23 protein-coding genes and 1 pseudogene are annotated in these 26273 nt (G+C 60.0%); 9 read left to right on the top strand and 15 right to left on the bottom strand.

Features of this window, described 5'->3' with window-relative positions; all coding sequences use genetic code 11:
• A pseudogene (locus DX908_RS16730) lies at nucleotides 1-96 on the top strand (electron transfer flavoprotein subunit alpha/FixB family protein); the annotation flags it as partial.
• A 62-nt stretch (nucleotides 97-158) separates the two neighbouring features.
• Here DX908_RS16730 and DX908_RS15960 read toward each other — a convergent pair.
• Nucleotides 159-596: an FKBP-type peptidyl-prolyl cis-trans isomerase gene (locus tag DX908_RS15960; RefSeq protein ID WP_116393474.1), complete on the bottom strand. Its 438-nt coding sequence runs from the start codon at nucleotides 594-596 to the stop codon at nucleotides 159-161.
• Between the two features lie 282 nt (nucleotides 597-878).
• Here DX908_RS15960 and DX908_RS15955 point away from each other — a divergent pair, with 282 nt between their 5' ends.
• On the top strand, nucleotides 879-2279 hold the full coding sequence (locus tag DX908_RS15955) for a serine hydrolase domain-containing protein (RefSeq protein WP_199564781.1): 1401 nt from the start codon (nucleotides 879-881) through the stop codon (nucleotides 2277-2279).
• A gap of 55 nt (nucleotides 2280-2334) precedes the next feature.
• Here DX908_RS15955 and DX908_RS15950 read toward each other — a convergent pair whose 3' ends face one another.
• Nucleotides 2335-2514, bottom strand: a complete 180-nt coding sequence (locus DX908_RS15950; protein ID WP_116393473.1) for a hypothetical protein — start codon at nucleotides 2512-2514, stop codon at nucleotides 2335-2337.
• 76 nt (nucleotides 2515-2590) lie between these two features.
• Between DX908_RS15950 and DX908_RS15945 the strand changes: the two genes are divergently transcribed.
• Complete coding sequence (locus DX908_RS15945; RefSeq protein ID WP_116393500.1) at nucleotides 2591-4453, top strand: DUF885 domain-containing protein; 1863 nt, start codon at nucleotides 2591-2593, stop codon at nucleotides 4451-4453.
• A 45-nt stretch (nucleotides 4454-4498) separates the two neighbouring features.
• Here the strand turns inward: DX908_RS15945 and DX908_RS15940 are convergent, their stop codons facing one another.
• The 3 genes from DX908_RS15940 to acs all read right to left on the bottom strand — a co-directional run bounded on the left by DX908_RS15940 (nucleotide 4499) and on the right by acs (nucleotide 6967).
• Nucleotides 4499-4663 (bottom strand): CsbD family protein, encoded by a 165-nt coding sequence (locus DX908_RS15940; RefSeq protein WP_116393472.1) that lies wholly within the window; start codon nucleotides 4661-4663, stop codon nucleotides 4499-4501.
• Between the two features lie 142 nt (nucleotides 4664-4805).
• The gene (locus DX908_RS15935) at nucleotides 4806-5030 is read right to left on the bottom strand and encodes a CsbD family protein (protein WP_233508744.1); all 225 of its coding nucleotides are present in this window, start codon (nucleotides 5028-5030) and stop codon (nucleotides 4806-4808) included.
• Nucleotides 5031-5068: 38 nt separating this feature from the next.
• Entirely contained in the window at nucleotides 5069-6967 is a 1899-nt protein-coding gene (acs, locus tag DX908_RS15930; protein WP_116393471.1) for an acetate--CoA ligase, read from the bottom strand.
• Between the two features lie 180 nt (nucleotides 6968-7147).
• Here acs and DX908_RS15925 point away from each other — a divergent pair, with 180 nt between their 5' ends.
• A complete protein-coding gene (locus tag DX908_RS15925) occupies nucleotides 7148-7603 on the top strand; it encodes a DUF3299 domain-containing protein (RefSeq protein ID WP_233508739.1) in 456 nt (151 codons plus the stop codon).
• A gap of 90 nt (nucleotides 7604-7693) precedes the next feature.
• The gene (locus tag DX908_RS15920) at nucleotides 7694-9184 is read left to right on the top strand and encodes an alkaline phosphatase (protein ID WP_116393469.1); all 1491 of its coding nucleotides are present in this window, start codon (nucleotides 7694-7696) and stop codon (nucleotides 9182-9184) included.
• Here DX908_RS15920 and DX908_RS15915 read toward each other — a convergent pair whose 3' ends face one another.
• The 5 genes from DX908_RS15915 to trkA all read right to left on the bottom strand — a co-directional run bounded on the left by DX908_RS15915 (nucleotide 9185) and on the right by trkA (nucleotide 14409).
• Entirely contained in the window at nucleotides 9185-9835 is a 651-nt protein-coding gene (locus DX908_RS15915; RefSeq protein ID WP_116393468.1) for a hypothetical protein, read from the bottom strand. It lies immediately after the preceding gene.
• Entirely contained in the window at nucleotides 9832-11238 is a 1407-nt protein-coding gene (gene hflX, locus DX908_RS15910) for a GTPase HflX (protein ID WP_116393467.1), read from the bottom strand. Before hflX ends, DX908_RS15915 begins: the two co-directional genes overlap by 4 nt.
• Nucleotides 11239-11240: 2 nt before the next feature.
• A complete protein-coding gene (hfq, locus tag DX908_RS15905; protein WP_116393466.1) occupies nucleotides 11241-11489 on the bottom strand; it encodes an RNA chaperone Hfq in 249 nt (82 codons plus the stop codon).
• A 116-nt stretch (nucleotides 11490-11605) separates the two neighbouring features.
• Nucleotides 11606-12958 (bottom strand): potassium transporter TrkG, encoded by a 1353-nt coding sequence (locus DX908_RS15900; RefSeq protein ID WP_158548881.1) that lies wholly within the window; start codon nucleotides 12956-12958, stop codon nucleotides 11606-11608.
• A gap of 77 nt (nucleotides 12959-13035) precedes the next feature.
• Entirely contained in the window at nucleotides 13036-14409 is a 1374-nt protein-coding gene (trkA, locus tag DX908_RS15895; protein ID WP_116393464.1) for a Trk system potassium transporter TrkA, read from the bottom strand.
• Nucleotides 14410-14507: 98 nt separating this feature from the next.
• Between trkA and DX908_RS15890 the strand changes: the two genes are divergently transcribed.
• Both DX908_RS15890 and DX908_RS15885 read left to right on the top strand, forming a co-directional pair.
• Nucleotides 14508-15620, top strand: coding sequence for a patatin-like phospholipase family protein (locus tag DX908_RS15890; protein WP_116393463.1), 1113 nt, complete (start codon nucleotides 14508-14510; stop codon nucleotides 15618-15620).
• A gap of 74 nt (nucleotides 15621-15694) precedes the next feature.
• Nucleotides 15695-18538, top strand: a complete 2844-nt coding sequence (locus tag DX908_RS15885) for a hypothetical protein (RefSeq protein ID WP_116393462.1) — start codon at nucleotides 15695-15697, stop codon at nucleotides 18536-18538.
• Here DX908_RS15885 and DX908_RS15880 read toward each other — a convergent pair.
• A complete protein-coding gene (locus tag DX908_RS15880; protein WP_116393461.1) occupies nucleotides 18535-19827 on the bottom strand; it encodes an adenylosuccinate synthase in 1293 nt (430 codons plus the stop codon). The two genes, DX908_RS15885 and DX908_RS15880, sit on opposite strands and share 4 nt — an antisense overlap.
• 155 nt (nucleotides 19828-19982) lie before the next feature.
• Between DX908_RS15880 and DX908_RS15875 the strand changes: the two genes are divergently transcribed.
• Complete coding sequence (locus tag DX908_RS15875) at nucleotides 19983-20819, top strand: outer membrane protein (protein ID WP_158548880.1); 837 nt, start codon at nucleotides 19983-19985, stop codon at nucleotides 20817-20819.
• A 5-nt stretch (nucleotides 20820-20824) separates the two neighbouring features.
• Here DX908_RS15875 and serA read toward each other — a convergent pair whose 3' ends face one another.
• Both serA and DX908_RS15865 read right to left on the bottom strand, forming a co-directional pair.
• The gene (serA, locus tag DX908_RS15870; protein WP_116393459.1) at nucleotides 20825-22405 is read right to left on the bottom strand and encodes a phosphoglycerate dehydrogenase; all 1581 of its coding nucleotides are present in this window, start codon (nucleotides 22403-22405) and stop codon (nucleotides 20825-20827) included.
• Nucleotides 22406-22413: 8 nt separating this feature from the next.
• Complete coding sequence (locus DX908_RS15865; protein WP_116393498.1) at nucleotides 22414-23574, bottom strand: phosphoserine transaminase; 1161 nt, start codon at nucleotides 23572-23574, stop codon at nucleotides 22414-22416.
• A gap of 200 nt (nucleotides 23575-23774) precedes the next feature.
• Here DX908_RS15865 and DX908_RS15860 point away from each other — a divergent pair, with 200 nt between their 5' ends.
• Complete coding sequence (locus tag DX908_RS15860; RefSeq protein WP_116393458.1) at nucleotides 23775-24776, top strand: DMT family transporter; 1002 nt, start codon at nucleotides 23775-23777, stop codon at nucleotides 24774-24776.
• On the opposite strand, the gene DX908_RS15855 is transcribed toward DX908_RS15860, so the two are convergent.
• Together DX908_RS15855 and DX908_RS15850 are read right to left on the bottom strand one after the other, a co-directional pair.
• Nucleotides 24753-25565, bottom strand: a complete 813-nt coding sequence (locus tag DX908_RS15855; RefSeq protein WP_116393457.1) for a PhzF family phenazine biosynthesis protein — start codon at nucleotides 25563-25565, stop codon at nucleotides 24753-24755. The two genes, DX908_RS15860 and DX908_RS15855, sit on opposite strands and share 24 nt — an antisense overlap.
• On the bottom strand, nucleotides 25562-26251 hold the full coding sequence (locus DX908_RS15850; protein ID WP_116393456.1) for a TerB family tellurite resistance protein: 690 nt from the start codon (nucleotides 26249-26251) through the stop codon (nucleotides 25562-25564). Before DX908_RS15850 ends, DX908_RS15855 begins: the two co-directional genes overlap by 4 nt.
• Nucleotides 26252-26273 lie beyond the last annotated feature (22 nt).

The following is a 26273-nucleotide window of genomic DNA, read 5'->3' as shown; positions in this document are numbered from 1 at the left end:
AACAAGGACGAGGAAGCGCCGATCTTCTCCGTCGCCGATTACGGGCTCGTCGCCGATCTGTTCGACGTGCTGCCGGAGCTGGATTCAAAGCTTTGAGCTGACAAACAAAAATGCCCGCTCCTTCCGGGGCGGGCATTCTCTTGCTTGTTTGCTCGCGGCTAAGCCGCCTTCTTGATCTCTACCACTTCGACATCGAAGGTTAGGTCATGACCGGCCAGCGGATGGTTCGTGTCCAGTGTAATCGCCTCATCGGTGGCTTCGGTTATCACGACCGGCACGGCCTGCCCGTCCTGGGTCTGCATGGTCAAGCGGGTGCCCGGCTCGGTCGGCATATTGTTCGGTAACTGAGCACGCGGCACGCTCTGCACGCGGGCCTCGTCACGTTCGCCATAGCCTTCGGCGGGCGTGATCGTGACCTGCTTTTTCTCGCCCTCTTCCATACCGATCAGCGCCTTTTCAAGGCCGGGAATGACCTGCCGGGCGCCAAGCTGGAACTCCAGCGGCTCTCGGCCTTCCGAGCTGTCGAACGTCGTGCCGTCCGCAAAACTGCCGGTGTAATTGATCAGGATCGTGTCGCCTTCCTGTGCGTGAGTCATAAAAATTCCCGTGGTTGCGTAAAGGGGCGACACTTGGGCATTCGCCTCGCCATTGCAAGGGAGCGAGGTGTGATGTCTTGGGAAACACCGCAGAACGATGCTGAACTAATGCCGACGTGCAGGGAGAATTTCCTCCCCCAACAGAATGGCCAAACTTATCCCCGCACTTTCAGCCTCCCCCATACCCTTCTCAATTCAGGAAGCGCTTGAACTCCCCAAGCCAAGGCCCTTTGCGGCGGAGCAGAGTGTGCTAAGCCTCGCGTTGCAGCGGAGGGGCAAGTCATGCGGACATTCCTTATATTCATCGCGGTCATGATCGGCGGCGTCGCGATGGCGCGCCAAGCCTCTGGCCCGATTGAGGAATTCATCGCGGCCGAGCTGCCCGTCTCCGGCGCGCCCGGCGTCACCTATGCGGTGACAGATGACGGCGCCTTGGCGTCTGGCGCCCATGGCGAGATCCTTCAGGGCAGCGGGCGGAAAATGACGACGGACACGCCTTTCGTCATCGGCTCGATTTCAAAGAGCTTTACCGCCATGGCAGTCATGATGCTGGTCGAGGACGGACGCGTCGATCTGGACACGACGATCTCCACCTATCTGCCGGGCTTTGCTAGCCAGCCGGGCAGCGATGTCACGATCCGGCAATTGCTCAGCCACACTAGCGGCTATTCCACCTATCAGGGGAATGATCGGCACAAAGATGAGAATGGCGGCGCGAGCGAACTCTCCCAACAGGTAGAGCTGATCGCGGGTTGGCCCCTCGCCCATGAACCGGGCACGCGGTGGCAATATTCGAACGCCAATTATTTGATCCTTGGCGCCCTCATCGAAGAGATCAGCGGCGAGGATTACGCGAGTTTCGTGAATGCCGAGATACTGGCGCCCATTGGTATGGCGCACAGCTTTGTCGCTGATGGTCAGCTTCATGAGGAAATGGCTGTCGGGCACACACCCTGGTTCGGCATGAAGCGCGCCGTGAAGGATAACCGGCCGCAAAAGGTGACCGCCCCGGCGGGCGGCATTGTCGCGACCGCGCCGGATCTCGCCCTCTATCTCGCCGTCATGCTGAACGGGCAGGACGACATCATCAGCGCCGAGAGCAAAACCGCGATGCTCAGCCCCGCCAGTGACGCCTCGCCCTTTTACGGCTTCGGCTGGTATCTCGATACCGAGCGGCAGATTGCCTATCACGCCGGGATCAGCCCCGGGGTAGAAACGCTCGCCGCGCTTTATCCGGCGGAACGAAAAGGCTCGGTCGCGCTCGTCAATTCAGGCAGCGGCTTCGGCTTTGCCTCGACCCTCCACTTACGCGAAGGTATCACCGCTATCGGCCTAGGCCTTGATCCGGGCACTGCCGCTGCGGAATGGGGGCCGAAATCACTCTATCTCATCTTCGCGCTGCTGCCGGTGTTTTTCGTGCTCAGCCTCCTCTGGGCCGCCACCCACCGCGATGGCCTGCGGGCAAAATCCGGCGCGGCTGGCGCGTTCAGCCTTTGGTTCCCGCTTCTCATGACCATCGGTGTGGCCGTCATGGCGGTTTATCTGATCCCGCAATTCTTCGGCGTGCCGTTGCGGACGCTGCAGATCTACCAGCCGGACTTTGTCCTGATGCTGATCGCCACAGCGGTTACAGGGGTCTTCTGGGCTGTCTGCCGGCTCGGGCTCTATTATCTCGGCCGGTAGTCGCCGGGTTAGCGACAACTGGCCGGCCTCACGGGGCCTGCCTCTGGGCGTCCGCTCAGTGGAAAATCCCGACGGCCAGCTCCGCCCAAAGGAGCAGCACCGCCGTCAGGACCGCAAACACCAGCACCAGCACCAGGATGGGCTTCATCCTGATGCGCAACAGCAGCCTGACGGCCAGCGCGGCACTGCCCAGAATGGCGGCAGCCATAATGTAATCGGCACTGTCCCAGTCCATGGGCACCCTCTCAGCGGTTCCTTGTCTCAACCATATCCTCTACGTTGCCGCCCATCTCAAGATAATGGGGACCTCCATGACCATTTCGCGCCGTTCGCTCCTTCAGAATTCAACCGCCTTTGTGGTGCTTGCCGCCCTGCCCGCCTGCGGGAAGGAGAAGGCCGCCGACACCGCTGCCGCGCCTGCCCCCGCTGGAACCCCGGCGGCAAATGTCGAAGGGCTGATGAAGGAGACGACGGATTTCATCCTCAATGCCTATCCTGAAAGCGCCTCCAGCTTCGGCATCGATAGCGAGGAGTATGCAGCGCTCAAATCAAAGCTGACGGATCGCTCTCCGGCGGGACAGGCGAAAATCGCCGAGAAAACCCGCGCGCTCCTTGCGAAGATGAACGAGGTTGACACCAGCACATTGTCTGATGACGAAGCGCTCAATCTCGATGTTGTGCGCACAGTCTTTGAGCGAACATCCGAAGGGTTCGACTACCCCTATGGCGATGTGGCGCTCCTCAATTCGAACTGGTCCTACCGAAATGCGCCGTACACGGTGGCGCAGAATATCGGTTCATTTGTCGAAATCCCCAGCTTCCTTGATTCCGCGCATTCGATCGAAACGCCGGAAGATGCCGACGCCTATCTTGAGCGCATGTCGGCTTACGCCGGCCAGCTTGATGGCGAGACCGAACGCGTCATCGCCGAAGGCAATCAGGGCGTCATCCTGCCTGATTTCCTGATGGCCAAAACCCTCGGCCAGATGCATGGCGCGCAAGGCGCAGAGACCGCCGACTGGAGCATTGTCAAATCGCTTGCCGGCCGGACAGAGGGCATGGAGGGCGATTACGCCGCCAAGGCGCTCGCCATTGCCGAGGAGGAGATCCGCCCCGCCCTTCAACGCCAGATCGATGCGCTTGAAGGCTTTGCGCCGCAGGCCAACAGCAATGCAGGGATCTGGGACATTCCGCAGGGTGAGGAATATTACGCCTGGGCGCTGGCGGCCAGCACGACGACGACCATGACGCCCGACGAAGTCCATGAAATGGGCCGCGAGGAACTCAAAGCCCTTCATGCCGAGATGGACCCGATCCTGCGCTCGATCGGCTATACCGAAGGCTCTGTCGGCGCCCGGATGACCGCGCTCGCCGAAGACCCGCGCTACCAGTTCTCCGATGGCGATGAAGGCCGTCAAGAGATCATGGATTTTATCCATGCAACGCTCGAGGACATCCGTGGGCGGATGCCGGATGCCTTCGAAACACTCGTGCCGGGCTTCCTTGAGGTCACGCGCATCCCAGTCGAGGTCGAGGCTGGCGCGCCTGGCGCCTATGGCGGCGCCGGGTCAATTGACGGCAAGCAGCCGGGGCATTTCTGGATCAACCTGCGGACCCCGAAACTCCATTCGAAATATTCGCTGATGGATCTCACCTATCACGAGGCGATCCCCGGCCATGTCTGGCAGGGCGAATATGCGTTCAAGCAGCCGCTGATCCGCTCCCTCCTCGCCTTTAATGCGTATTCGGAAGGCTGGGCGCTTTATGCCGAGCAGATCGCCGATGAGCTGGGCGTTTATGACGATTTCCCCGTGGGCCGACTGGGCTATCTTCAGTCCCTCGCCTTCCGGGCCTGCCGCCTGGTTGTCGATACCGGCCTTCACGCCAAACGCTGGACCCGCCAGCAGGGGGTCGACTGGTTCGTCAATGAAAACGGATCGAACCCGGAAGAAGTCGCAAGCGAGGTGGACCGCTATTGCTCATGGCCGGGGCAGGCCTGCGGCTACAAGGTCGGGCATACCGCGATCAACCGCCTACGCCAGAAGACCCAAGCCGAGCTTGGCGATGCATATGATTTCCGCCGTTTCAACGACGCGGTCGTCCTTGGCGGGAATGTGCCGATGACGGTGCTCGGCCGCGTCATTGACGATCATATTGCACGGGAAAAAATGTAATCCCCGCCTAAGACGGCGAGACTATATTTCACTTACGGAGGCGGATTAATCCGCCTCCAGCCTGTCTTTCATCTGCTGGCGGATACGCCCTTCCGCGCGGATGATCCGCCCGTCTTTCTGCCAGCCTGGCCGGCCAATCAGCCGTCCGGCGGCCTCTTTCACGAGGCCATGCGCCAGTTTGATACTGCCAATCACGAATTGCCTATGCATCGGAACCTCGCTGGGGTCGTTTGCTGCTTGATCGCTTAAGTAGAACGCCGGAGCGGACAAAGGGTTCTCATTTTTCTAAAGCACAAAAAAATGATGCCGCGGGACGAGCCCACGGCATCACGATCACGGATTGAAAAGTCGCTTAATTGTTCACGGCGTCTTTGACATCACCGGCAGCCTTGCGAAGCTCACCTTCGGCCTTGTCTTTCTTGCCTTCGGCTTCGAGCTTCTTGTTATCGGTCGCCTTGCCAACAGATTCCTTGACGGAGCCTTCCGTTTTCTTGGCGGCCCCTTTCAAATGCTCCTTGTCCATAACAATTACTTCCCGAATATCTGCTTCAAGTATGGCGCCCCAGAGCAGGCGCATCACAGAAACGCAGCGGGCCGAAATTGGTTCCCTGAGGGCTAGCTCCGCTCCCCTTCCGCCCCACGGATCAGGACATCGACGATCTCAGGCTCCGCGAGGGTTGAAGTATCGCCCAGCGAGGACGTCTCCCCTTCAGCAATCTTGCGCAGGATGCGGCGCATGATCTTGCCGGAACGTGTCTTGGGCAGGCCGGGGGCGATCTGGATCACATCCGGCGTCGCGACCGGGCCGATCTCGGTCCTGACCTGCTGGCGCAACTCCTTGCCGAGACTGTCATGCGACGTATGCCCCGCTTTGAGGATGACATAGCACCAGATGCCCTGCCCCTTGATATCGTGCGGATACCCCACAACAGCGGCTTCGGCGACCGCTTCATGGGCGACAAGCGCGCTTTCGACCTCTGCCGTGCCCATGCGGTGGCCGGAGACATTGATCACGTCATCGACACGGCCCGTAATCCAGATGTCACCATCCTCGTCCCGCCGTGCGCCGTCCGAGGTAAAGTAATTGCCGGGAAAGGCAGAGAAATAGGTATCGATAAAACGCTGATGATCGCCATATACCGTGCGCATCTGTCCGGGCCAGGAGGATGTCAGTACAAGGCTGCCATTCCCCGCCCCTTCAATCGGCTTGGCATCCTGATCAAGGAGCGCCGTTTTGATCCCCGGCATCGGCTTGGTCGCGGCACCGGGCTTGGTCATGGGGTCGCCCGGAATGGGGCTGATCAGGACACCGCCGGTCTCGGTCTGCCACCACGTATCCACGATCGGCACTTTTCCGTCACCAGCGACCTCATGATACCAGCGCCACGCCTCCGGATTGATCGGCTCGCCGACACTACCAAGCACTTTCAGTGACGAACGGTCATATTTGGTCACGAAGGAATCACCGTCTTTCATCAGGGAACGGATGGCCGTCGGCGCGGTGTAGAGCACATTGACCTTATGACGCTCGATCTCGGCCCAGAACCGGCCTGCATCGGGCCATGTCGGCACGCCTTCGAACATCACTGTCGTGATGCCATTGGCGAGCGGTCCATAGACGATATAGCTGTGCCCGGTGATCCAGCCGACATCCGCCGCGCACCAGTAGACATCGCCGGGATCGCACTGAAAGATCATGTCATGAGTATAGCTCGCCCAGGCCAGATACCCCCCGCTCGTGTGAAGGACGCCTTTGGGCTTGCCCGTTGAACCTGACGTATAAAGAATGAAAAGCGGATCTTCCGCCGACATTTCCTCGGTAGGACAATCGGTGGGGACTTCCTCCCGCGCCTCATGCCACCAGTAATCCCGGCCATGCACGAAATGGATGTCCTTGCCGGTAACCTGAACCGTCAGGACCAGCCGGACGCCCGACACCCGCGCCAACGCCGCATCGACATTGGCTTTGAGCGGCACGGTCTTGCCGCCGCGCCGACCCTCATCGGCGGTGATCACCGCAACGGCGCCGCAATCCTCGATCCGGCTCGCCAGCGCCTCTGGGCTGAACCCGCCGAACACGACAGAATGGACCGCCCCGATCCGTGCGCAGGCCAGCATCGCATAGGCCGCCTCCGGGATCATCGGCATATAGAGGATCACACGGTCACCGCGCCCGACCCCGCGGGCTTTGAGCACATTTGCCATGTGGCAGACTTCGTGATGCAGCTCGCGCCAGCTGATCTCCTTCGAGGTGCCCGGCTCATCCCCGATCCACAGGATCGCGGTATCGTCGGGGCGAGCCTCGGCATGACGATCAACACAGTTCTCGGCGACATTGAGTGTGCCGTCTGCATACCAACGGATATGCAGGTCATCCTTATCAAAGGAGACATCCGAAATCTCGCTCGGCAGCGTCATCCATTTCAGCCGCTCTGCGACCCCCTTCCAGAACACATCGGGCGCTTCTTCAAAGAGCGCAGCATCGGTCATGCGGTCGCGGGAGGTCTTGATCATCGTCGTCGGTTTCCTCTTCCTGAAACTGTCATTGTCGAGCCGCAGCCTATCGCGTCTTTCCCGGACGGGTCACGGGGTTGCTGCAGCACCGGTTTTCAGGACTGTAACCCTTACGGCGCCCGCGACCAGCCGCCACATCTCGCCCTTTGGCGCGGCATGAGGTAGCAAGCGGTCATGATCATGACATTCCTCATTGCCGCCCTTTCTCTCCTTCAGCCTGCCGAGCCGCAGGAGATCAGCTGGAACGATCTTGTTCCCGAAGGGGTCGAAGAGGTCGAAGCCCCTGAGCTTGATCATGAAAAGATCGGCCAGCAGACCGGATCGGCCGAAACCGTCGCCGAACTTGATGGCGCCTATATAAAGATGCCGGGCTTCATGCTGCCGCTCGATTATACCGAGCGCGGCCGTGTTCGGGCGTTCCTGCTCGTCCCTTATTATGGCGCCTGCATCCATGTGCCCCCGCCACCGCCGAACCAGATCGTCTTCGTTGATACCGCGGAGAAACCGGTTGAATCGAAAGGCCTGTGGGATCCCGTCTGGGTCACCGGCACGATGCGGGTGAAACCCAACGAGAATGATCTGGGCGATACCGCCTACACGCTGGAGCTGGAAAAACTCGAGCCCTACATTGATTAGAGATGGCAGGCCGGAGGCGCCTTCTGTCGCCTGACTGACACAAAAAGCCGCTAGCAGGCGCCGCAAACCTTTCGACCAAAGGGAAACCCCATGCTCTCACTTCTGATGTCCGCCGCCCTCCTCGCCCAGCCCGCGACCGTCGAGCCTGTCGATTGGGAAAAGATGGGAGAGGAAACCCTTGCTGCCGCCAAGGCGCAGGTGCCGAACAACGGGCGAGCCAAGAATGTCATCCTGTTCATTGCGGACGGCATGGATATCACGACCGTCACGGCAGCCCGGATCCTCGCTGGGCAAAAACTTGGCGGTCCGGGTGAAGACCATGTGTTGGCGATGGACAGCCTGCCCTGGGCTGGGCTTTCCAAGACATACAATACAAATGCGCAGACACCGGACAGTGCCGGGACGGCCACCGCCATGATGTCGGGCCGTAAGACCAAATCCGGCGTCATCAATGTCGACCAGACCGTCCCGCGGGGCGATTGCGAAGCCGGCAAGGCAAAACCGCTCAGCACGATCATGAAGGATGCAGATGCTGTGGGTGCCCGCATCGGGGTCATCTCGACCGCACGGATCACGCACGCGACCCCGGCTGCTGTCTATGCCAGCGCGGCCAACCGCAATTGGGAGAGTGATACAGATCTACCCAAAGATGCGAACTGTATGGATATTGCGAGCCAGCTCATCATTGCAGGGGCCCGCTACCGGCTGGATGTCGCTCTCGGCGGGGGCCGGGAGAAATTCCTGCCCAAAAGCGTGACGGACCCGGAATATGATGACGAGACAGGTGAACGCGAAGATGACCGGGACCTGACGGCTGAATGGACAGCCCTCGCCAAGGACAATCGCTTTGTCTGGAACCGGGAAGGCTTTGAGGCCCTCGATCCGGAGGCGGACGGTCAGGTGCTTGGCCTCTTTGAGCCAAGCCACATGCAATATAGCGCTGATCTCAATGAGGACAGCGCGGGCGAGCCGACGCTGGCCAAGATGACCGGGTTCGCCATCGACAAGCTGTCACGCGGTGATGAAGGCTTCTTCCTGATGGTCGAAGGCGGCCGGGTTGATCACGCCCACCACGGGGGCAATGCCGCTCGAGCGCTTGAAGATGTCGGCGCATTCGATGCGGCCATTGCAACAGCACTCGATAAGACGAATGCGGAAGATACGCTGATCATCGTGACTGCCGATCACGGCCACACCCTCGTCTTCCAGGGTTATCCGCAACGCGGCAATCCGATCCTTGGCCTCGTCAAAAGCGTCACCAGCGCCGGCGAACCGGCGACAACACTCAGCCCGGCGGCGGACGGCAAGCCCTACACAACGCTCGCTTATGGCAATGGTCCGGGCTCGCCCTTTGCAGGCTCGAGCTCAGAAGGTCCTACCGAACGTCCCTTCGTGAGTGACGAGGAAGCGCAAAGCATCGATTACCGCCAGCAATCCATCATCCCGTCATACTCAGAGACCCATGGCGGTCAGGATGTCGCGATCTTTGCCAGCGGTCCGCAGGCGCACCTGCTCTCCGGTGTCGTCGAGCAAAGTTTTATCTATTATGTGATGCGTGAGGCCCTGACGGCGGAGGAGTAATTACTCCGCCGTCACCCATTCAAGGGTCGGCTCCAGCCATTCCTTATAGGGACGATAGATCAGGCCGTGACTGACACCAAGTTCGGTCACGATCGCCTTATGCCTCGTCACACCGGGTGACGCGTCGATCAGTTCGTCGCAGCCCGGCTCAAGGCCTTTGTCTTCGATATCCCGGATTTCAAGGACATCCCCGAAGACGAATTGCTCATTGGCGATCAGGGTCTCGACCATGCTGGGCCAGCACCCGGCGAGAATGACAAGCTTCATTTGCCGATCGCCGAGCTCATGTGACACGCGGGAAGCAATCAGAGAGCCCTTGGACGCCCCCACAATCGCGATGTGATCCGCCGGCACGCCGTCAGCGACGAGCGCGTTGATCGCCGCGACTGCTTCCATGGCCTCGGCTTCGACATCTGCGTCCGGTCCCCGCTGTTTGGCGTGAAGACTTATCCCCGGACGATCCAGCGCGGTTACGATATCCTTGAACTGATACTCTCCGAATGTCGGGTGAATGGCAGGCAAGCCATCCTCAACGATCCGGCCATGGAAATAGAAAAGATGAACATCCGCCCCTGCATTCGCCGGTTCTTCTGCCGTCGCCATCCCCATACTGACGCTAAACATCAATATGGCAGAGAGAAGATTTTTCATGCGATCGATGTATCCTTGAGGGGCTGCGCGTCCAGACCATCTTGATTCAGAACAAGGCTGAATTTTGACTGGAATTGCCCCGCGCCCTTTTCCCCAAGGCGAACGGAGATCAGGCGCCCGCCCTGCTGGTCTGCTGGCTCTATCGTCTGGATATCGCCATTCTGGTGCAGCCAGGCTTCAGCTGCGCCATCTTCTGGCCCCAGAACCACCGTATAATGATTGAATTCGCGTGTAAGACGTTCATCGATGGCGGCAAACAACGCGCTGAGATTGATCCCCTCAAAGGCACTCACCGCTACGATGATCGGGTCTTCAAGGCTGCCCTCGGCGCCTTCGCTGCGAAGCTTCGAGACCGACATCGCGGTCGAGCAGTCTTCTTCATCAAGTAGGTCGATCTTGTTCCAGACCTCGATGACCTGCCGCTCCAGATCATCTTCCTCGATACCGATATTGCCGAGAACGGAAATCACATCATGCCGCTGCGCGTCACTTTCAGGATGCGCAATATCCCGCACATGCAGAATAATGTCGGCTTCCAGAACTTCCTCGAGCGTCGCCCGGAAGGCGGCCACAAGATCGGTCGGCAGGTCGGAGATGAACCCCACCGTATCGGACAGGATCACCCGCCCGACACCGGGCAGATCGACGGCCCGCATGGTCGGATCGAGGGTGGCAAAGAGTAGATCCTCCGCCATCACCCCCGCCCCGGTCATCCGGTTGAAGAGGGTTGATTTGCCGGCATTGGTATAGCCGACCAGCGCGATCACCGGATGCGGCGCTTTCTTGCGTTTGGCGCGCTGGAGGGTCCGTGTACGGCGCACCTGCTCGATCTGGGCTTTCAGCCGGTCGATCTTGTCAGCAAGGATCCGGCGGTCAGCCTCGATCTGGCGTTCACCCGGACCACCAAGGAACCCGGCCCCCCCGCGCTGGCGTTCAAGGTGAGTCCAGGAGCGGACCAGACGCGAGCGCTGGTAATTCAAATGCGCAAGCGCGACCTGCAGGCGGCCTTCCTTGGTCTGAGCGCGTGCACCAAAGATCTCCAGGATCAGCGCTGTCCGGTCGAGGACCTTCGCCTTCCATTCATTCTCGAGGTTCCGGTGCTGCACCGGCGTCAGATTCGCATTGACGATGACAAGCCCCGGCCGTGGCTCCGTCATATCGAGCGCGGTACGGATCTCTTCGACTTTGCCTCGTCCAATCAGCGTTGCGGGGCGCGCCTCGGAAAGAGTCACGATCTGCGCATCGGTGATGGTCAGCTTGATGGCGGCCGTCAGGCCGACAGCTTCTTCAAGGCGCTCTTCGGCGCTTCGCAATCCATTCTGTTCACGGAACAGGTGCGGGTGGAGGACAATCGCATGGTCAAGAGACGCGTGTTCGTAAGCTTCGCTGTCTTCTGGACCCAAAATCAGTACTCCTCGTCGTCCTCTTCACCCAGTCGCAGATCGATCGGACCTGATGGCATGATCGTTGACACGGCATGTTTGTAAACAAGCTGCACCTGCCCGTCCCGCTTGAGAAGCAGGCAGAAGTTGTCAAACCAGGTGATAATCCCCTGCAGCTTGACGCCATTCACGAGAAATACCGTCACATATGCTTTGGACTTGCGTGCCTGGTTCAGGAAAACGTCCTGAAGATTTTGTTTTTTATCGTTCATTGTGCCGTTCAAATCATCAATTCAGTTCAAGCTCTTTTGCACCGCAACATTGAATTTGTCGAGACGCATTAGCCGCTTGGGGATTTCTCCAATGCATAAATAGGCAAATCTGACGGTCAGCCAAGCCAAAAACGGCGGCTGAGCATGACCATGAACACCACCAGCTCCAGCCGGCCGGCAATCATGGCGAGCCCCAGAAAACCGCGTAAAGGCGCTTCGAACCTTGCATAGTCCGCCGTCATTTGAGGGGCGAGATCGATCAGAGGCCCCGCATTGGCAACGACAGCCACTGCCGCGGTTGCGCTCGTCTCAAGAGGATGCCCGAAAAATGCCGTCAGGAGGACGATGAGCGCCAGAAGCATGGTGAATGCGAGCGCATGGATCCAGATCCCGAGCTCGTTGACATGCGGCTGCTTGCCCAGAACGCCGCCCGGATGGGTCAGCTTCCAGAGCTCCTGCCCCGTTCGCCGGATAGTGACGAGCCATCGCATCAACTTTACCCCGCCAGCGGTTGAGACAGCAGCTCCCCCGATGACCGCCGTCACCAACACGGGCAGAAGCGCCGGGCTTTCTCCGATGATCTGACCATTGGTCGAGAGAATGGAGACGGCATTGTAGAATTGCGGGATCAGCAGATCGAGGTCTCCAGCCCCTGCAGAGAGCCAGTAGAGCAGCGTCATGAGCGGCAGGAGGATGATGAAGGCGGCTGTTTCTTCATCCTGCGTTGATCGCATCCGGCTGCTGCGTGACAGGACCAGACCTGAAATAACGATAAAATTGACGGCGCCGAAGCACATCAGGATCATGGCAATTGAGATCGCAGCTGGCGAATAGCTCAGTATGCCCCCTGCCGCCGGCACGAACCCGCCGGTCGACAGGAAGGACATCGCCATAGTCGCTGCATCGACAATCGGCACTTCGGCAAAAAGAAAGCAGAGAAACCCTGCCGCCGTGATGCAGGCATAGACCGGCAGGAAGGTCCAGACGGCCCGGTCAAACGCGCGAATGAATGATCCGCTCTCCCCGCGAGAGAATGGCGGTACAAGCGGCGCGACACCTGTGAATTCTGGCCGGACGAACACGGCCCCTGCCGTTGCAAGTGTGACCAGGCCGCCGAGCCATTGCAGGCTCGCCCTATAGATCATGTCATGATCGGTTGCGTGCGCTGCCGGATCGGAAAGCCAGCCCCCAGTCGTCGTCAGGGCAGAGACGGCCTCGAACCATCCGTCATGGATCGGCATCCCGCCAATGACAAAGGGAATGGCCGCCAGAAACGGAATACCGCCCCAGAAGATCAGCAGGGCAAGGAACAATTCCCGCATCCCACTCCGCACAATGGGCTTTCGCGTATAGCCGAGCCCGACCGCAAGGAAGAGCCCACCCAGACTGAGCGAAATGAAGATCCCCAGAAGATAGCCGGCCGGGCTTTCACCAGCATGCGACCAGGCAAGGACCCACGGCACGATCATGGCCCCACCCACCGCGAGGCAGGCATAAGACACAAATCGCGAAATGGGGCCTAGTCTCATCTGCCGGGCGCCGCCGCTTAAAAATATTCGATGCCGACACGGAACATCCGCTCGACACTCGCCACATCCTCACGCAGCGCCATCAGGATGACACGATCTCCGGGCTCGATCACAGTGTCGGAGCGCGGCAGGACAACTTCGCCGCCGCGTACAATCGCCCCGATGACGACGCCCTTGGGCAACTCGCTTTCGCTCAAGGGAGAGCCGACGAGGCTCGATGTCTCAAGCGCCACAGCCTCGATCAGTTCGGCCTGTCCATCGAGGATCGAATAGACCGATTTGATCCGTCCCCGGCGGACATGCTGGAGGATCGTCGAGATGGTGATGGCTCGCGGGTCGATGAACCGGTCGATCCCCACTGACTGGCTGAGCGGCCCGTATGAGGGCTGGTTGACGAGAATATTCGTCCGCCTTGCCCCTTCGCGCTTGGCGATGATGGCAGAGAGAAGGTTGATCTGATCCGAGTTGGTGAGCGCGACGACTGTCTCGGCTTCTGCCACGCCTGCCTCACGCAGGATCTCCCGATCAAGCCCATCGCCGTTGAGAACAATCGTTCGGGTCAGCTCTTCGGCAATGGCGGAAGCGCGATTGGCATCACTCTCGATCAGGCGGATGCGGCTCTGGCCGAGCTTCTCAAGGCTTTTGGCAACATCAAAACCGATATGTCCGCCGCCGATAATGATCACGCGTTTGGCCTGGATCTGCTCCTGACCCAGAATGCCGATCGCCCGGTTCACCCGGTCACGGTCACAGACGAAATAGATCTCGTCACCGGCTTCAAGTTGGTCCTCGCCCGTCGGCCTGAACAACGACGTGCCGCGATGGACCGTCACGACAGTGATCATCAAGTCAGGGAAAAGCTCTCGCACCTGCCGCAAGGGCGTTGCGAGGATCGGGCAGTCCTCCCCCAGCTTCAGCCCGACGGACCAGACACGGCCCTCAGCGAAAGCCTTGATGTCGAAGGCCGCAGGCGTCGTCATCCGCTGCAGGACCGCTTGCGCGACCTCATGCTCCGGTGAAATCACGACATCGATCGGGATATTGTCGCGGCTGAAAACGTCTGCGTAACGCGTGTCGAGATAGCTTTGCGCCCGAATCCGGGCGATCTTGGTCGGAATAGAGAAAAGCGAATGCGCGATCTGACAGGAAACAATATTCACTTCATCGGAGGCCGTCACGGCGATGATCATGTCAGCTTCGGCCGCGCCCGCTTCGGACAGGATCTCCGGATAGGAGCCCGAGCCGACAACGCCGCGCACATCAAGCCGCTCGGTCACCTGCTGGATCAGGCTCGCTGCCTGATCAATGACGGTGACATTCGCCTTTTCCTGGGCAAGCCGCGCGGCAATCCCATAGCCGACGCGGCCAGCGCCGCAGACGATCACTCTCATGTTCTGGACCCTCTACTGGCCGCGAAAGGCCCTGCTTTTGCGCGCGCTCGCAACAGATGTCACGGGGGCGTCATCAACTGTGTAAAGGAGCCAGCATCATGACCCGGGCCCTCGTCCTGACCGGTGGTGGCGCACGTGGCGCCTATCAGGTTGGCGTCCTCAAGGCGTTGGCAAAGCTGACCCCCGAGGGCACCCAGCCCTTTCCGGTCATTACTGGTGTGTCGGTTGGCGCGCTCAATGCCAGCGTTCTTGCGACAGAACCTGAGAATTTCGCCGCAGGAGCAAGGAAATTAGAGGAAATCTGGCGCTCACTTCATTGCGACCAGATCTTCACAACACGTGGCCGGGATGTCAGGGGCCGCCTTCGCAAATGGGCTAGCTCCCTCTTCTTCGGCTGGGCAGGCGCGCATCCGCCGCCCTCCCTTCTTGATAACAGCCCTCTGGGTGAACTGCTCCTGCAGCATGTCGATTTCGAGGAGGTCAATCGCGCGGTCGGCAACAGCCCATTGCGGGCGCTTGCCATTACGGCGTCTTCCTACGCGACGGGGCGCGCCTATACGTATTTCGTGGCGTCCGCCGATATCGGCCCGTGGGAGCGCGCCCGGCGGAGCGGTCATCGCGCGCAGCTGGCACCAGAACATATCCTCGCCTCATCCGCCCTGCCGCTCGTCTTCCCCGCCGTGGACCTTGAAGGCGTCTATTTCGGTGATGGCGCCTTGCGAGGCTCGGCCCCGCTGTCCGCTGCCATCCATCTGGGCGCGAGCCAGATCGTCACCATCGGTGCGCGCGATATCGTCCCCGACCCAGAGCCCTCAGAAGCCATGGATTATCCAACGGTCGGCTATCTGGCCGGTCAGATGCTCGACATCCTCTTCAACGACAATATGGACGCCGATATCGAGCGGGCCCGACGGATCAACCACACGCTAGGCCTGATGTATCCCGAAACCCGCGATGAAAGCCCGCTGCGTCAGGTCCAGATCACCTCGATTGACCCCAGCCAGGATGTCAGGCCGATCGCGGGCAAGCATATCGGCGAATTACCGGGCTCCATCCGCATGGTCATGGGCGCGATCGGGGCCCTGAAAGAGCCGTGGGTCCTCCCCAGTTACCTGCTTTTCGAGCCCGGCTATATCGGCGCGCTTATCGATCTGGGGGAAAGTGATGCCCTGGCGAAATGGCAAGCGGAATCTTCGCTTTTCGCCAGCTGATTGCATGGCCTGAATGCTTGACACCTATTAGTCATTAACCAAGACTCCCCTCGCGTGGGCATGGGGGATGTAGGATGCGCATATTACCGGCTTTGGCGGCCTTACTGTCGCTGATCGGCTTTGCGTCGGCGCAATCCCCTGAAGATAGCCGTCACACTGATATCGATTTCGATACCGATGAATTCCTGATCGCCGCCGAACAGTCGCCCGTCTTCCTCGCCAGCTACACAACGACCTCTCTCGGGCGCACAAAGCTCGAGCCCGTCGATCTCGGCGATGGGATCGAGTTTGATTTCGGCACCTATCTGACGACCTCGCGGCTCAGCACGCATCCGATCTTTGATGACCTGATGACGAATGCGATGGTCAGTCAGGGACTGATCGCCGCGCCGGCAGCCTACCGCGAAAAAATCTACGATATGGAGGACGCCTATATCGTCGACCGGGAGCTGTCTTTTACTCTCCTGTCCAAAGCCTGCGACGGGAAAAAGGACGACGCGAATGCGACGAAACGCTTCCTCCGTGAGCTGTGTTTTAACAACACGGATGTTGAAGCTGACTTCAAGGAAGGCTCGGCCCTCAATCAGCTCAGGACAAGGATGGAAGCGGCGGAGAAGCTCAATCCGTCCGAGAAATTCCGGGATGGCCATACGTTGAGAGGCCTCTCAGAGAAATCAGATTCGGATTTTTACAGATTTCTTGTCGACACCGACCGGTATCGGGCCCTTCGCGTCACCAGCATCGTGCGCAAATCGAAACTCTCCGCCGCCAGCTTCACGAATGGCGGCAATGTGACGGGCAGCGCGGATACGGTGGTGACGGAAGAAACAGAGCTGCCTCCTTTGCCGCGTGACCGCCGGCGCCCGGGCGATCCGATCAGCCTTACGACCCCAACGCAAAAGATCGCGGGTGTTGAATTACCGCCCGTATCCACGACTGAAGCCGCAGACGCCGCCACGGGTCAGAATATCGATATCGGCCCCACACGGATGGTCAAGGAGCTGATCCCCGGCGATATCGCTTATGAAGATATCTTCTTCCTGACCGGCAGTCATACAGGCCGTGACGTTTTTGAGCGCATCGAACTCACCTTTGCGCGGGAAACCACCTATACGAAGCGCTTTTTCATCCGTACCCAGTCATCCATCCGTTATGGGTTGGCGTTCCGCATGCCGTTGCAGGTGAATGCAACGAGCCGCCCTGCGCCCTCAAGCGATGGACGGATCCCGCTTGAGCGCCAGATGACGGTGCTGGCAGCAGGTGCCTTGCCCGGCGGCGCAGATGGGATCACCGCAGATGAATTATACGGCGCGGCCGGCATTCCGGCGGCCTATCGCACGGACGAGCAATATATCTACTCTTCGGTCATCTCCTGCACCGTCCATGCGAGCATTCCGACACGCAAACGCGATGGCAGCTGTGTGCCGCCCACCGATAAGGATCTCCGCTCTCTGCGGACCCAATCGGAAAGCGAGATTGATCTTGGCCGGGCGACTTTGGCCGAGCCCGATGGCGCGCCGGGTATCGCTGACAGCCTCACCACGTCAGGCGTCTCAGCGAAGATCAACCTCGGCATGAATGGTCATGTATTGATCCCTGGCACGGGCTCGCTCTCCTTCCGTGATGATGAGACCTCGCGCCTTTACAGTCTCGATGAGGACGGCACACCAGTACCGGACAGTGATCCCACAAGCGTGCCTTATAAATTCCGTACAGGAACTGGCCCAGCACAATTACGCCTCTCCCCCAAAGGCAGCAGCCCGCAGGCACAATCCGAGAATGCAGCCTTCATGAACCTCACACTGGCTGAGCCGCGTTACGATCTGTCCTTTAATGCTTCCCCCAAGAGCGCGGTGCAGCTGCATCTTGCTCTCGACGTTCTTGAGCTGAATGTCCGTCTGGGGCCTTTCACGATCGACAGCCTCGCAACCCCGACAGGCACGCAGCTCGATCATGTGGACGGCACGGTTCGCGCTTATGATTTTGTGGCCCGCCCGCAACCTGAGGACACGGAGGTCCTGCCGAGGAGCCGGGCCAATCTCGTTATCGCCGATGATGACTGGTTCAGCTATCCGAAATTCGGCGGCAATGGCCGCGTCGAGCTGGCCATCGCCAATGCAGGGAAAATCGAAGCCGCCGCACCGGGCCGGACCGACCGCCCCCGCGCCTACACGCTGGCAAAAATCGACCTCATCCGCCTATCGGATGAAAGCCATCAGAGTACAAATGAGTATAGCTATGCCGAGGATATCCCCTCCGGCGAAAGCCTTAATGCCGGGTTCAGCCTCAAGATACCGGCAACGACGGGGAAAGGGCTCTATCGGGTCTGCGTCACCCTCGATCCGGACAACCAGATCCCTGAATCAAATGAGTCTGACAACAAGGCCTGTACCGACAGATATCTTTTCGGCAGCGCGGACGAGAAATGCGCCGCCTTCAACCCGAACAACCTCGCCATCGAGAAGAATGGCGATGAGTTTCAGCTGGCCTCAACCGTCTCCGGCCTGCCCTTCGTCATCGCAAAGCTCGGCACTTCCCGCCCAGAGGCTGAACAAGCCTTGCGCGTCTTCAAGGCAGAAGGGTTCGCTGAGAAATGCTTCGTTGGCGAACGATCGCTCGCCGCACCGTTCCAGTATTACATGAGTGAAGGCAAAATTCCTTCCACCGCCCATTCCGACACAAAATGCTCGGCAATTCCCTTTGATGACATGAAGGTCCGCTGGCAGTCTCCGCGCAGGACGGGCGAGACATGGTCAAAGGGCCGCTGGATCATCGAGGCGAATGGCACCGGCTGGTACGGTTTTGACAATCGCTACCGCGCCGAAGAAATCCTCGCCCGGATCAAGCATTACCGGATCAACCGGCACTGTGACGCGGGCGGGCTGACCTACTGGCTGAGTGAACCTGCCGCAAATTAGTCGGCAAACGGATCACGCACGAGGATCACATCCTCACGCTCCGGCGAGGTCGAGACGAGCGCCACAGGGCATTCGATCATCTCCTCGACCCGGCGGACATATTTTGCCGCTTCGGCCGGAAGATCCGCCCAGCTCCGCGCGCCGACCGTTGAGTCAGACCAGCCCGGCAGGGTTTCATAGATCGGCTCAGCTGCCGCCTGCGCATCCATCCCGGCGGGCAGATAGTCATAGACCTCACCGCCGATTTTATACCCGGTACAGATTTTCAGCTCTTCAAAGCCGTCCAGTACGTCGAGCTTGGTGAGCGCGATGCCGTCCACACCGGCAATCTTCAGTGACTGCCGCACGAGGGCCGCATCGAACCAGCCGCAGCGCCGCTGGCGCCCGGTGACGGTGCCGAATTCATGTCCGCGCTCACCCAACCGCTGGCCCGTTTCATCGAGCAATTCGGTCGGGAACGGCCCTTCGCCGACGCGGGTCGTATAGGCTTTGACGATGCCGAGCACATAGCCGATCTGTGACGGCGCAACGCCTGCGCCGCCGGCCGCCTGACCAGTCACCGTGTTCGAGGAGGTCACATAGGGATAGGTGCCGTGATCGACATCGAGGAGCACGCCTTGCGCGCCTTCGAAGAGGATCCGCTTGCCCGCCCGCCGCGCATCATCGAGAAGCCGCCAGACCGGCACGGCAAAGGGCAATATGAACCCGGCAATCTCTTTGAGCTGACCGAGCAGTTCGTCCTTGTCGACCGGATCAACACCGAAGCCGACGCGCAGCGCATTGTGATGGGTCAGGAGCCGGTCAATCTTCGGCCCCAGACTGTCCGTATCCCGCAAATCGCAGACGCGGATCGCCCGGCGCCCGGCCTTATCCTCATAGGCAGGCCCGATACCGCGTTTGGTGGTGCCGATCTTTGAATCCCCGGCAGCCCCTTCGCGCAGGCCATCGAGTTCCTGATGCAGCGGAAGAATCAGGGCGGCATTCTCTGCAACAGCGAGATTGACGGTCGTGATCCTGACCCCTTGCGCGCCGAGGCGTTCGATCTCCGATTTGAACGCGAAAGGATCAATGACAACGCCATTGCCGATGACGGAAAGCTTCCCTTCACGGACGATCCCGGAGGGCAACAGCGAGAGTTTGAAGACTTCGCCGTCAATGACGAGCGTATGGCCGGCATTGTGCCCGCCCTGAAAACGGACGACGACGTCGGCCCGCGCCGACAGCCAGTCGACGATCTTGCCTTTTCCCTCATCGCCCCACTGGGCGCCGATGACTGCACAATTGGCCATGGCCACCTGCCTTCCATACCGCTGGTGTAAGACTGACTAAGCGCATTTCTTGCACCCATGGGCCCGCGTCCATCGCGGTTAACGGGCGCTTAAAGGGCTCGCGCATACCAAGGAGGCATGAACCACAACCCGCCCCGGGGGTCTAGCCCATGCTCATGAGTACGATTGCCGCTTTTGCGCTCCTCCAGACGGTGGAACCGCCGGCAGAAGAACAGCCCGAAGCCTACGAGCCGGTCGCCTATTCGAGCCCGCTAATGGGCGAGGCAGCGACGCGCGTGACTTTGCCTTCTGGCGAGATGGCGAGCGCGAATGATCCGCAAAAGATCCGCCGCAGCCGTTATATCGACCGCGGCCAGCTCGGCGCCGAGGCCGCTGGTGAGAAGACAGAGCTGCGCGGCCTTCGCATCGAGGCCCGGACGGGCTGGGATATGATCACACTTGGCGCGACCGGCGATGACGACCGCGCCGATGGCCTGATCCACGGGATCAGCGCCGGATATGATTATCCCTTCGGGCAGGCTTTCCTCGGCGTCTTTGCGAGCGTTGATGGCTCGACTGCCGAGGACAGAGGTGTGGTGACAGGCGCGCCTGATCCTCTCTCCGGGACGATCGTGCAGACGACTTTCCAGACAGATGTTTCCCACGCCATCGAGCTTGGCGTTCGCGCTGGATGGTGGGTGCGAGAGGGATGGAATGTCTTTGCCGATGGCGCCTGGACGAAACTCACCGTCAATGTCGACAGCGAGACCGTGGCCATCACCCCGTTCCTCGATCCGATTTCCGGGCAGACCACGCTGATCGAAAGCGAACCCCTCCTCGCCTCCAGCACGGAGACGGCGACGGGCTGGCGCATTGGCGCAGGTACGGAGGCGCATCTCACCGATCGTCTTTATACGACCGCGAAATACCGCTTCACCTTTTATGATGAAGATGAAGCCGGTGCGGATACCGAACAGTTCGAAATCCTCACCGGCGTTGGTTTGCGTTTCTGATCGTCTCAGAAATGAAGGGCGTAGGCGGAAAGCGCCTGCGGCAGCGTCAGGATCTTTTTGACGACTTCGTCTGACACCGGCTCGTCGGTGGCAACAAGCGCAATCGCCGTGCCGTCCGCGCCGCCACGGCCAAGGTGGAAGGTCGCGATATTGATCCCGGCATCGCTCAGAATGTTCCCCAACGCACCGATAAAGCCCGGTTTGTCATTGTTCCGTAAAAGGAGCATGTTCTTGCTGAAGCTGCCCTCAAGGCGGATATCGCCGACCCGGACGAGGCGCGGTTCACCACCAAAGAGCGCGCCCACATAAGTCCGCTCATCCTCAGCTGTTTTCACCGTCAGTGAAATCGTTGAGTCAAAATGCGCCGAGCTATGGGTCGTCGATTGCGTGATCTTGACGCCGCGCTCTTCGGCCACGGCTTCGGCGTTGACGAGGTTCACGCCTTCGAGCTGTTCCCGCATGACACCTGCAAGTGCCGCCGCCGTCATCGGCGCCGCATTGAGGTCGCAGACCTTGCCCGCAAGATTGATCTCAAACCCGGTCAGCGGCCCTTTGATGACCTGACCGGCCAGCGTGCCCAGATGCTCCGCAAGCGAAATATAGGGCTTGAGGCGAGGCGCTTCTTCGGCTGTCACGGACGCCATGTTCAGCGCATTGCTGACCGCCCCGACGAGGAGATAGTCAGCGATCTGCTCGGCGATCTGGATTGCAACATTCTCCTGCGCCTCATTGGTTGAGGCCCCAAGATGCGGCGTGCAGACGACATCGTCACGCCCGAAGAGCTTGTGCTCGGTTGCCGGTTCGGTGGCAAAGACGTCGAGCGCAGCCCCGCCGACCTGACCGCTTTCAAGCGCGGCATAAAGCGCATCCTCATCGACAAGGCCGCCGCGAGCGCAGTTGACGATCCGCACGCCCTTCTTGGTCTTGGCCAGCGCCTCGTCATTAAGGATATTCCGTGTGCCATCCGTCAGCGGCGTATGCAGCGTGATGACATCCGCCCGCTTGAGCAGTGTCTCAAGGTCCACGCTTTCGACACCCAGCTCAACCGCCCGTTCCGGCGTCAAATAAGGATCGAAGGCAACGACTTTCATGCGCAGGCCACGCGCGCGATCCGCGACGATCGAGCCGATATTACCGCAGCCGATGAGGCCGAGGGTCTTGCCGTAAAGCTCCAGCCCCATGAAACGGGATTTCTCCCATTTGCCGGCCTGCGTGCTTTCATTCGCCTGCGGAATCTGTCGGGCGAGCGCAAACATCATGGCGATGGCGTGCTCTGCCGTCGTGACCGAGTTGCCAAAAGGCGTGTTCATCACGGCGATACCGGAGGCGGTCGCCGCCGGAATGTCGATATTGTCGACCCCGATACCGGCGCGGCCAACCACTTTGAGGTTCTTGGCTTTTGAGATCACATCCGCCGTCACCTTGGTCGCGGAGCGAATGGCGAGGCCATCAAAATCGCCGATGACTTCCATTAGCCGGGCAGGATCCTTGCCGATCGCCGGATCGAAGGTCACCTCGATATTGCGGCCTTCAAGGATGCGGACGGCGTCATCGCCGAGTTTGTCTGAAATCAGGACACGGTACATAATAAGCCTCAAGCGGTAAGTGCTGTAATTTCCTGTTCGAAAGCCCAGTCGAGCCACGGCGTGAGGGCCTCAAGGTCCTCACGCTCCACGGTGGAGCCGCACCAGATGCGAAGGCTCGCCGGCGCATCCCGATAGCCGTTGATGTCATAGGCGACATCTTCAGCCTCAAGACGTTTGACCATGCGCGACACGAAAGCCTTCTGGTCATCATCGCTCAAGGCTTCGATCCGCTCATCACGGAGAAGCAGGCAGACGCCTGTATTGGACCTGACCGACACGTCGGGCGCCATATAGGTGATCCAGTCGGTCCGGCTGACCCATTCACCAAGCACGCCTGCGTTCTCGTCCGCCTTAGCTTTCATGCCGCGCCAGCCGCCAATGCCTTCCGCCCAGTCGAGCGCATCCCGGCAATCCTCGACACACAGCATGGAGGGCGTGTTGATCGTCGCGCCCTTGAAGATGCCGTCATTGAGCTTGCCGCCCTTGGTCATCCGGAAAATCTTCGGCAGCGGCCATTCGGGCGTATAGCTTTCGAGCCGCTCGACCGCGCGGGGGCCGAGGATAAGGATGCCGTGCTGGGCTTCCCCGCCGAGAACCTTCTGCCAGGAGAAGGTCACGACATCGAGCTTGCTCCAGGGCAGCTCCTGCGCGAACGCGCCGGAGGTCGCATCACAGATGGTCAGCCCCTCACGGTCATCGGCGATCCAGTCGCCATGCGGCACCCGCACGCCGGAAGTCGTGCCGTTCCAGGTGAAGACCACATCATTCAAGGGATCAACCGAGGCGATATCCGGCAACTGGCCGTAATCCGCCGTCAGGACAGTCGGGTCGATCTTGAGTTGCTTGACGGTGTCGGTGACCCAGTCATTGCCGAAGCTCTCCCACGCCATGACCGTCACCGGCCGGGGCCCGAGCATGCTCCACATTGCCATCTCAACCGCGCCCGTATCCGAGGCCGCCACAATCCCGATAAGATGGCTATCTGGCACCTCCAGCACTTTCCGCGTGCGGTCGATCACATCCTTCAGGCGTTCCTTGCCGATCGAGGAGCGGTGGGAGCGGCCAAGACTGTCCGTTGCCAGATTATCGAGCTTCCATCCGGGGCGCTTGACGCAAGGGCCGGAAGAGAAATGTGGTCGCGCCGGTTTGCGGGCAGGTTTGTCGGTCATGAGGGATGAGCCTTCTGTTCTCTGGAGGAGATAAAGCAGGTCCATCTATTCCGCACCGCAGCGAAGAATCAACATGTCAGAAACGCACAATGCGATCATTTCCACCCAAATCATGCTTAATTGCGCATGAAAATCGCTGAATTGCCCGTTAGAAGATAAGCGCTTGTCAAAGGTCATCGCATGAGCGCAGGGGCAAAATCATGGATGATATCGCGTCACTCCCCCCTGTCACGAAGAAGTCGGCCCTCCCCGTCCTGACGCCGACGCCTAAGGACTGGCTGTTTCTGGCCTTCGTCGTCTTGCTCGGGGGATCGTCGTTCAGCGGGATCCGGATTGCGGTCGAGACCGCCCCGCCGGCTGTCGTCGGTGCTGGCCGGCTATGGGTCGCAGCGATTTTCCTGACGATTTACATGTTCGCGACGGGCCGGCGCTTTCCTCCGCTTATTGAACAAGGCCGCCCCTCGCCCGCCTGGGCATTCGCCCTCGCGATTGCGGCGACCGGATATTCGGTGCCGATGTTCCTTTTTCCTTTTGCCCAGCAGTCGGTGTCCTCGTTACTCGCCGGGATCTACATGGCCTTCATGCCGCTGGTAACAGTCGTGCTTGCTGCGCTTTTCGCGGATGAGCCGCTAACCCGGAACAAGATCCTCGGCACGCTCCTTGGACTTACGGGGGTCATGGCGCTGATCCTGCCGGCCTTTCCGGCAGATGGTCTCAATGCGTCGGTCATCGCGCAGCTCGCCTTGATCATCGCGACGACGGGCTATGCCATCTCAAGCGTCATGATGCGCCGTGCGCCGCAGGTTGCCGCCCGCAGTTTCGGCGCCATGGTCCTCGTATGTGCCGCAATCCTGCTGACCCCCTTTGCCATCCACACTTATTTGCAAAGTGAAGCATCGGTCAGTGGCGCTAGCATGGCCGCCATCTTTTATCTCGGCGTTCTGCCGACAGGGCTTTCAACGATCTGCATCATCCACATGATCCGAAGCGCAGGGGCGAGCTTCCTCGCTGTCGCCAATTACGTGACGCCGGGCGCCGCGATCATTTTCGGGATACTGCTCTTCAACGAAGTCCTGACAGGCTGGCATGTGCTGGGGCTGGCAACCATCCTGTGCGGGGTCTTTGTCGCACAGCCAGGCCCGGTCCTCAGCCTGATCCAGCGGCTCAAATCCCCACGGTCAGACCGCAATCTCACCCCATAGATATGTCACGCAATTCCCTTCGAGGAGAACGCGCGCCGCGGACATGTGGCAGACGAGATTGCCGCCGCGGGCAGAAACCTGCCGGGCACGGAGCATATCCTTGTCGAGCTGTTCCGCCCAGTAAGGCGTGAGTGTGCAATGGGCTGACCCTGTGACAGGATCCTCATCGATACCGACCTGCGGCGCAAAGAAACGGGAGACGAAGTCGAACTCCCCCTCGCCCGGCGCGGTCGCCATGACGCTCATCCGCGCAAGACCTTCACGCTCATCAAGCGGCAGGGCGGCCAACGCCTTGAAATCGGGTTTCAGCGCGAGGACGTCATTAGCCGTCCTGAACCGCGCCAGAAGATAATGCCCGGCCTGAACCTCGAGCGGCTCTGCGCCCAGCGCATCCGCAAGGCCCTCAGGCGTTTCGATGGGCTTTGGCGGCAGGGAGGGAAAATCCATCCTGTAGCCGGTCTTCGTCCGAACGACTTCAAGCTCACCGGACAGACACTCGAATGTCAGATAGTCCGATGTCTCCCCTTCCTCCGTCCAGAGAATATGGGAGGTCGCAAGCGTCGCATGACCGCAGAGCGGCACCTCGCCACCCGGTGTGAACCAGCGGATGTGATACCGGCCCGCATCGATCCTGACCGTGTAGGCCGTCTCTGAGAGATTGTTTTCCTGCGCGATCTTAAGGAGCGTCTCGTCCGGTAACCATTCTTCGAGCGGCACGACCGCTGCCGGGTTCCCGGCAAAAAGCTCATCCGCAAACGCATCGGCCTGATATATTTTCAGGCGCGTCATGCCCCGGCAGCCTCTGCCTGAATCTTCTCATAGGCGGCATTGATGGTTGCCATTCGATGCTCGGCGATCCGCGCGAGGTCTGGCGGCACGCCGCGCGAGATCAGTGCATCAGGATGGTTCTCTTTGACCAGTGACATATAGGCCTTGCGGATCTCGGCAAGCTCCGCGCCATGCTCGACGCCGAGGATGACATGCGGATCTTCATGATCCGTTCCCAGATGACCGGCTTTGATCCGCCGCCACGCGGTCTTGTTCAGCCCGAAAGCGTCCGCCGCGTCGCGCAGGAGATCCATCTCTTTGGGATGAGCGACCCCATCGGCGAGCGCGACGAAGAAGAGGCAATCGAGCACGTCTTCGAGGACAGCCGGTTCGTCCTTATAAAGACGGGCGACCTGTTTAGCGTAAGAGCCAAAGCCTGCGACATCTTCCATGGCAAGAGAGAAGACCGTCCGGACCTTGCTCTCTTCCTCAGCCGGATAAGAGAAGAAGCTTCGGAAGGCTTCCACTTCATCGTCGGTGACGATGCCATCCGCTTTGGCCATCTTTGCCGAAAGGGCAATCAGCGCGATTGAGAAAACCGCCGAGTCCTTGCGCAGGCGCCGGGCGGAAAGATTTTCCATGACCGCGCCAAGCGTGCGGTCATGCGCCTCTTCAAGAAGAGTAAGTATTCGTTCCCACAGATTCATGAGGACGCTTTAGAGGAGGTCA

It is taken from the genome of Parvularcula marina, from assembly GCF_003399445.1.
Taxonomy (GTDB): domain Bacteria; phylum Pseudomonadota; class Alphaproteobacteria; order Caulobacterales; family Parvularculaceae; genus Parvularcula; species Parvularcula marina.
This window is presented reverse-complemented; position numbering and strand designations above follow the sequence as displayed.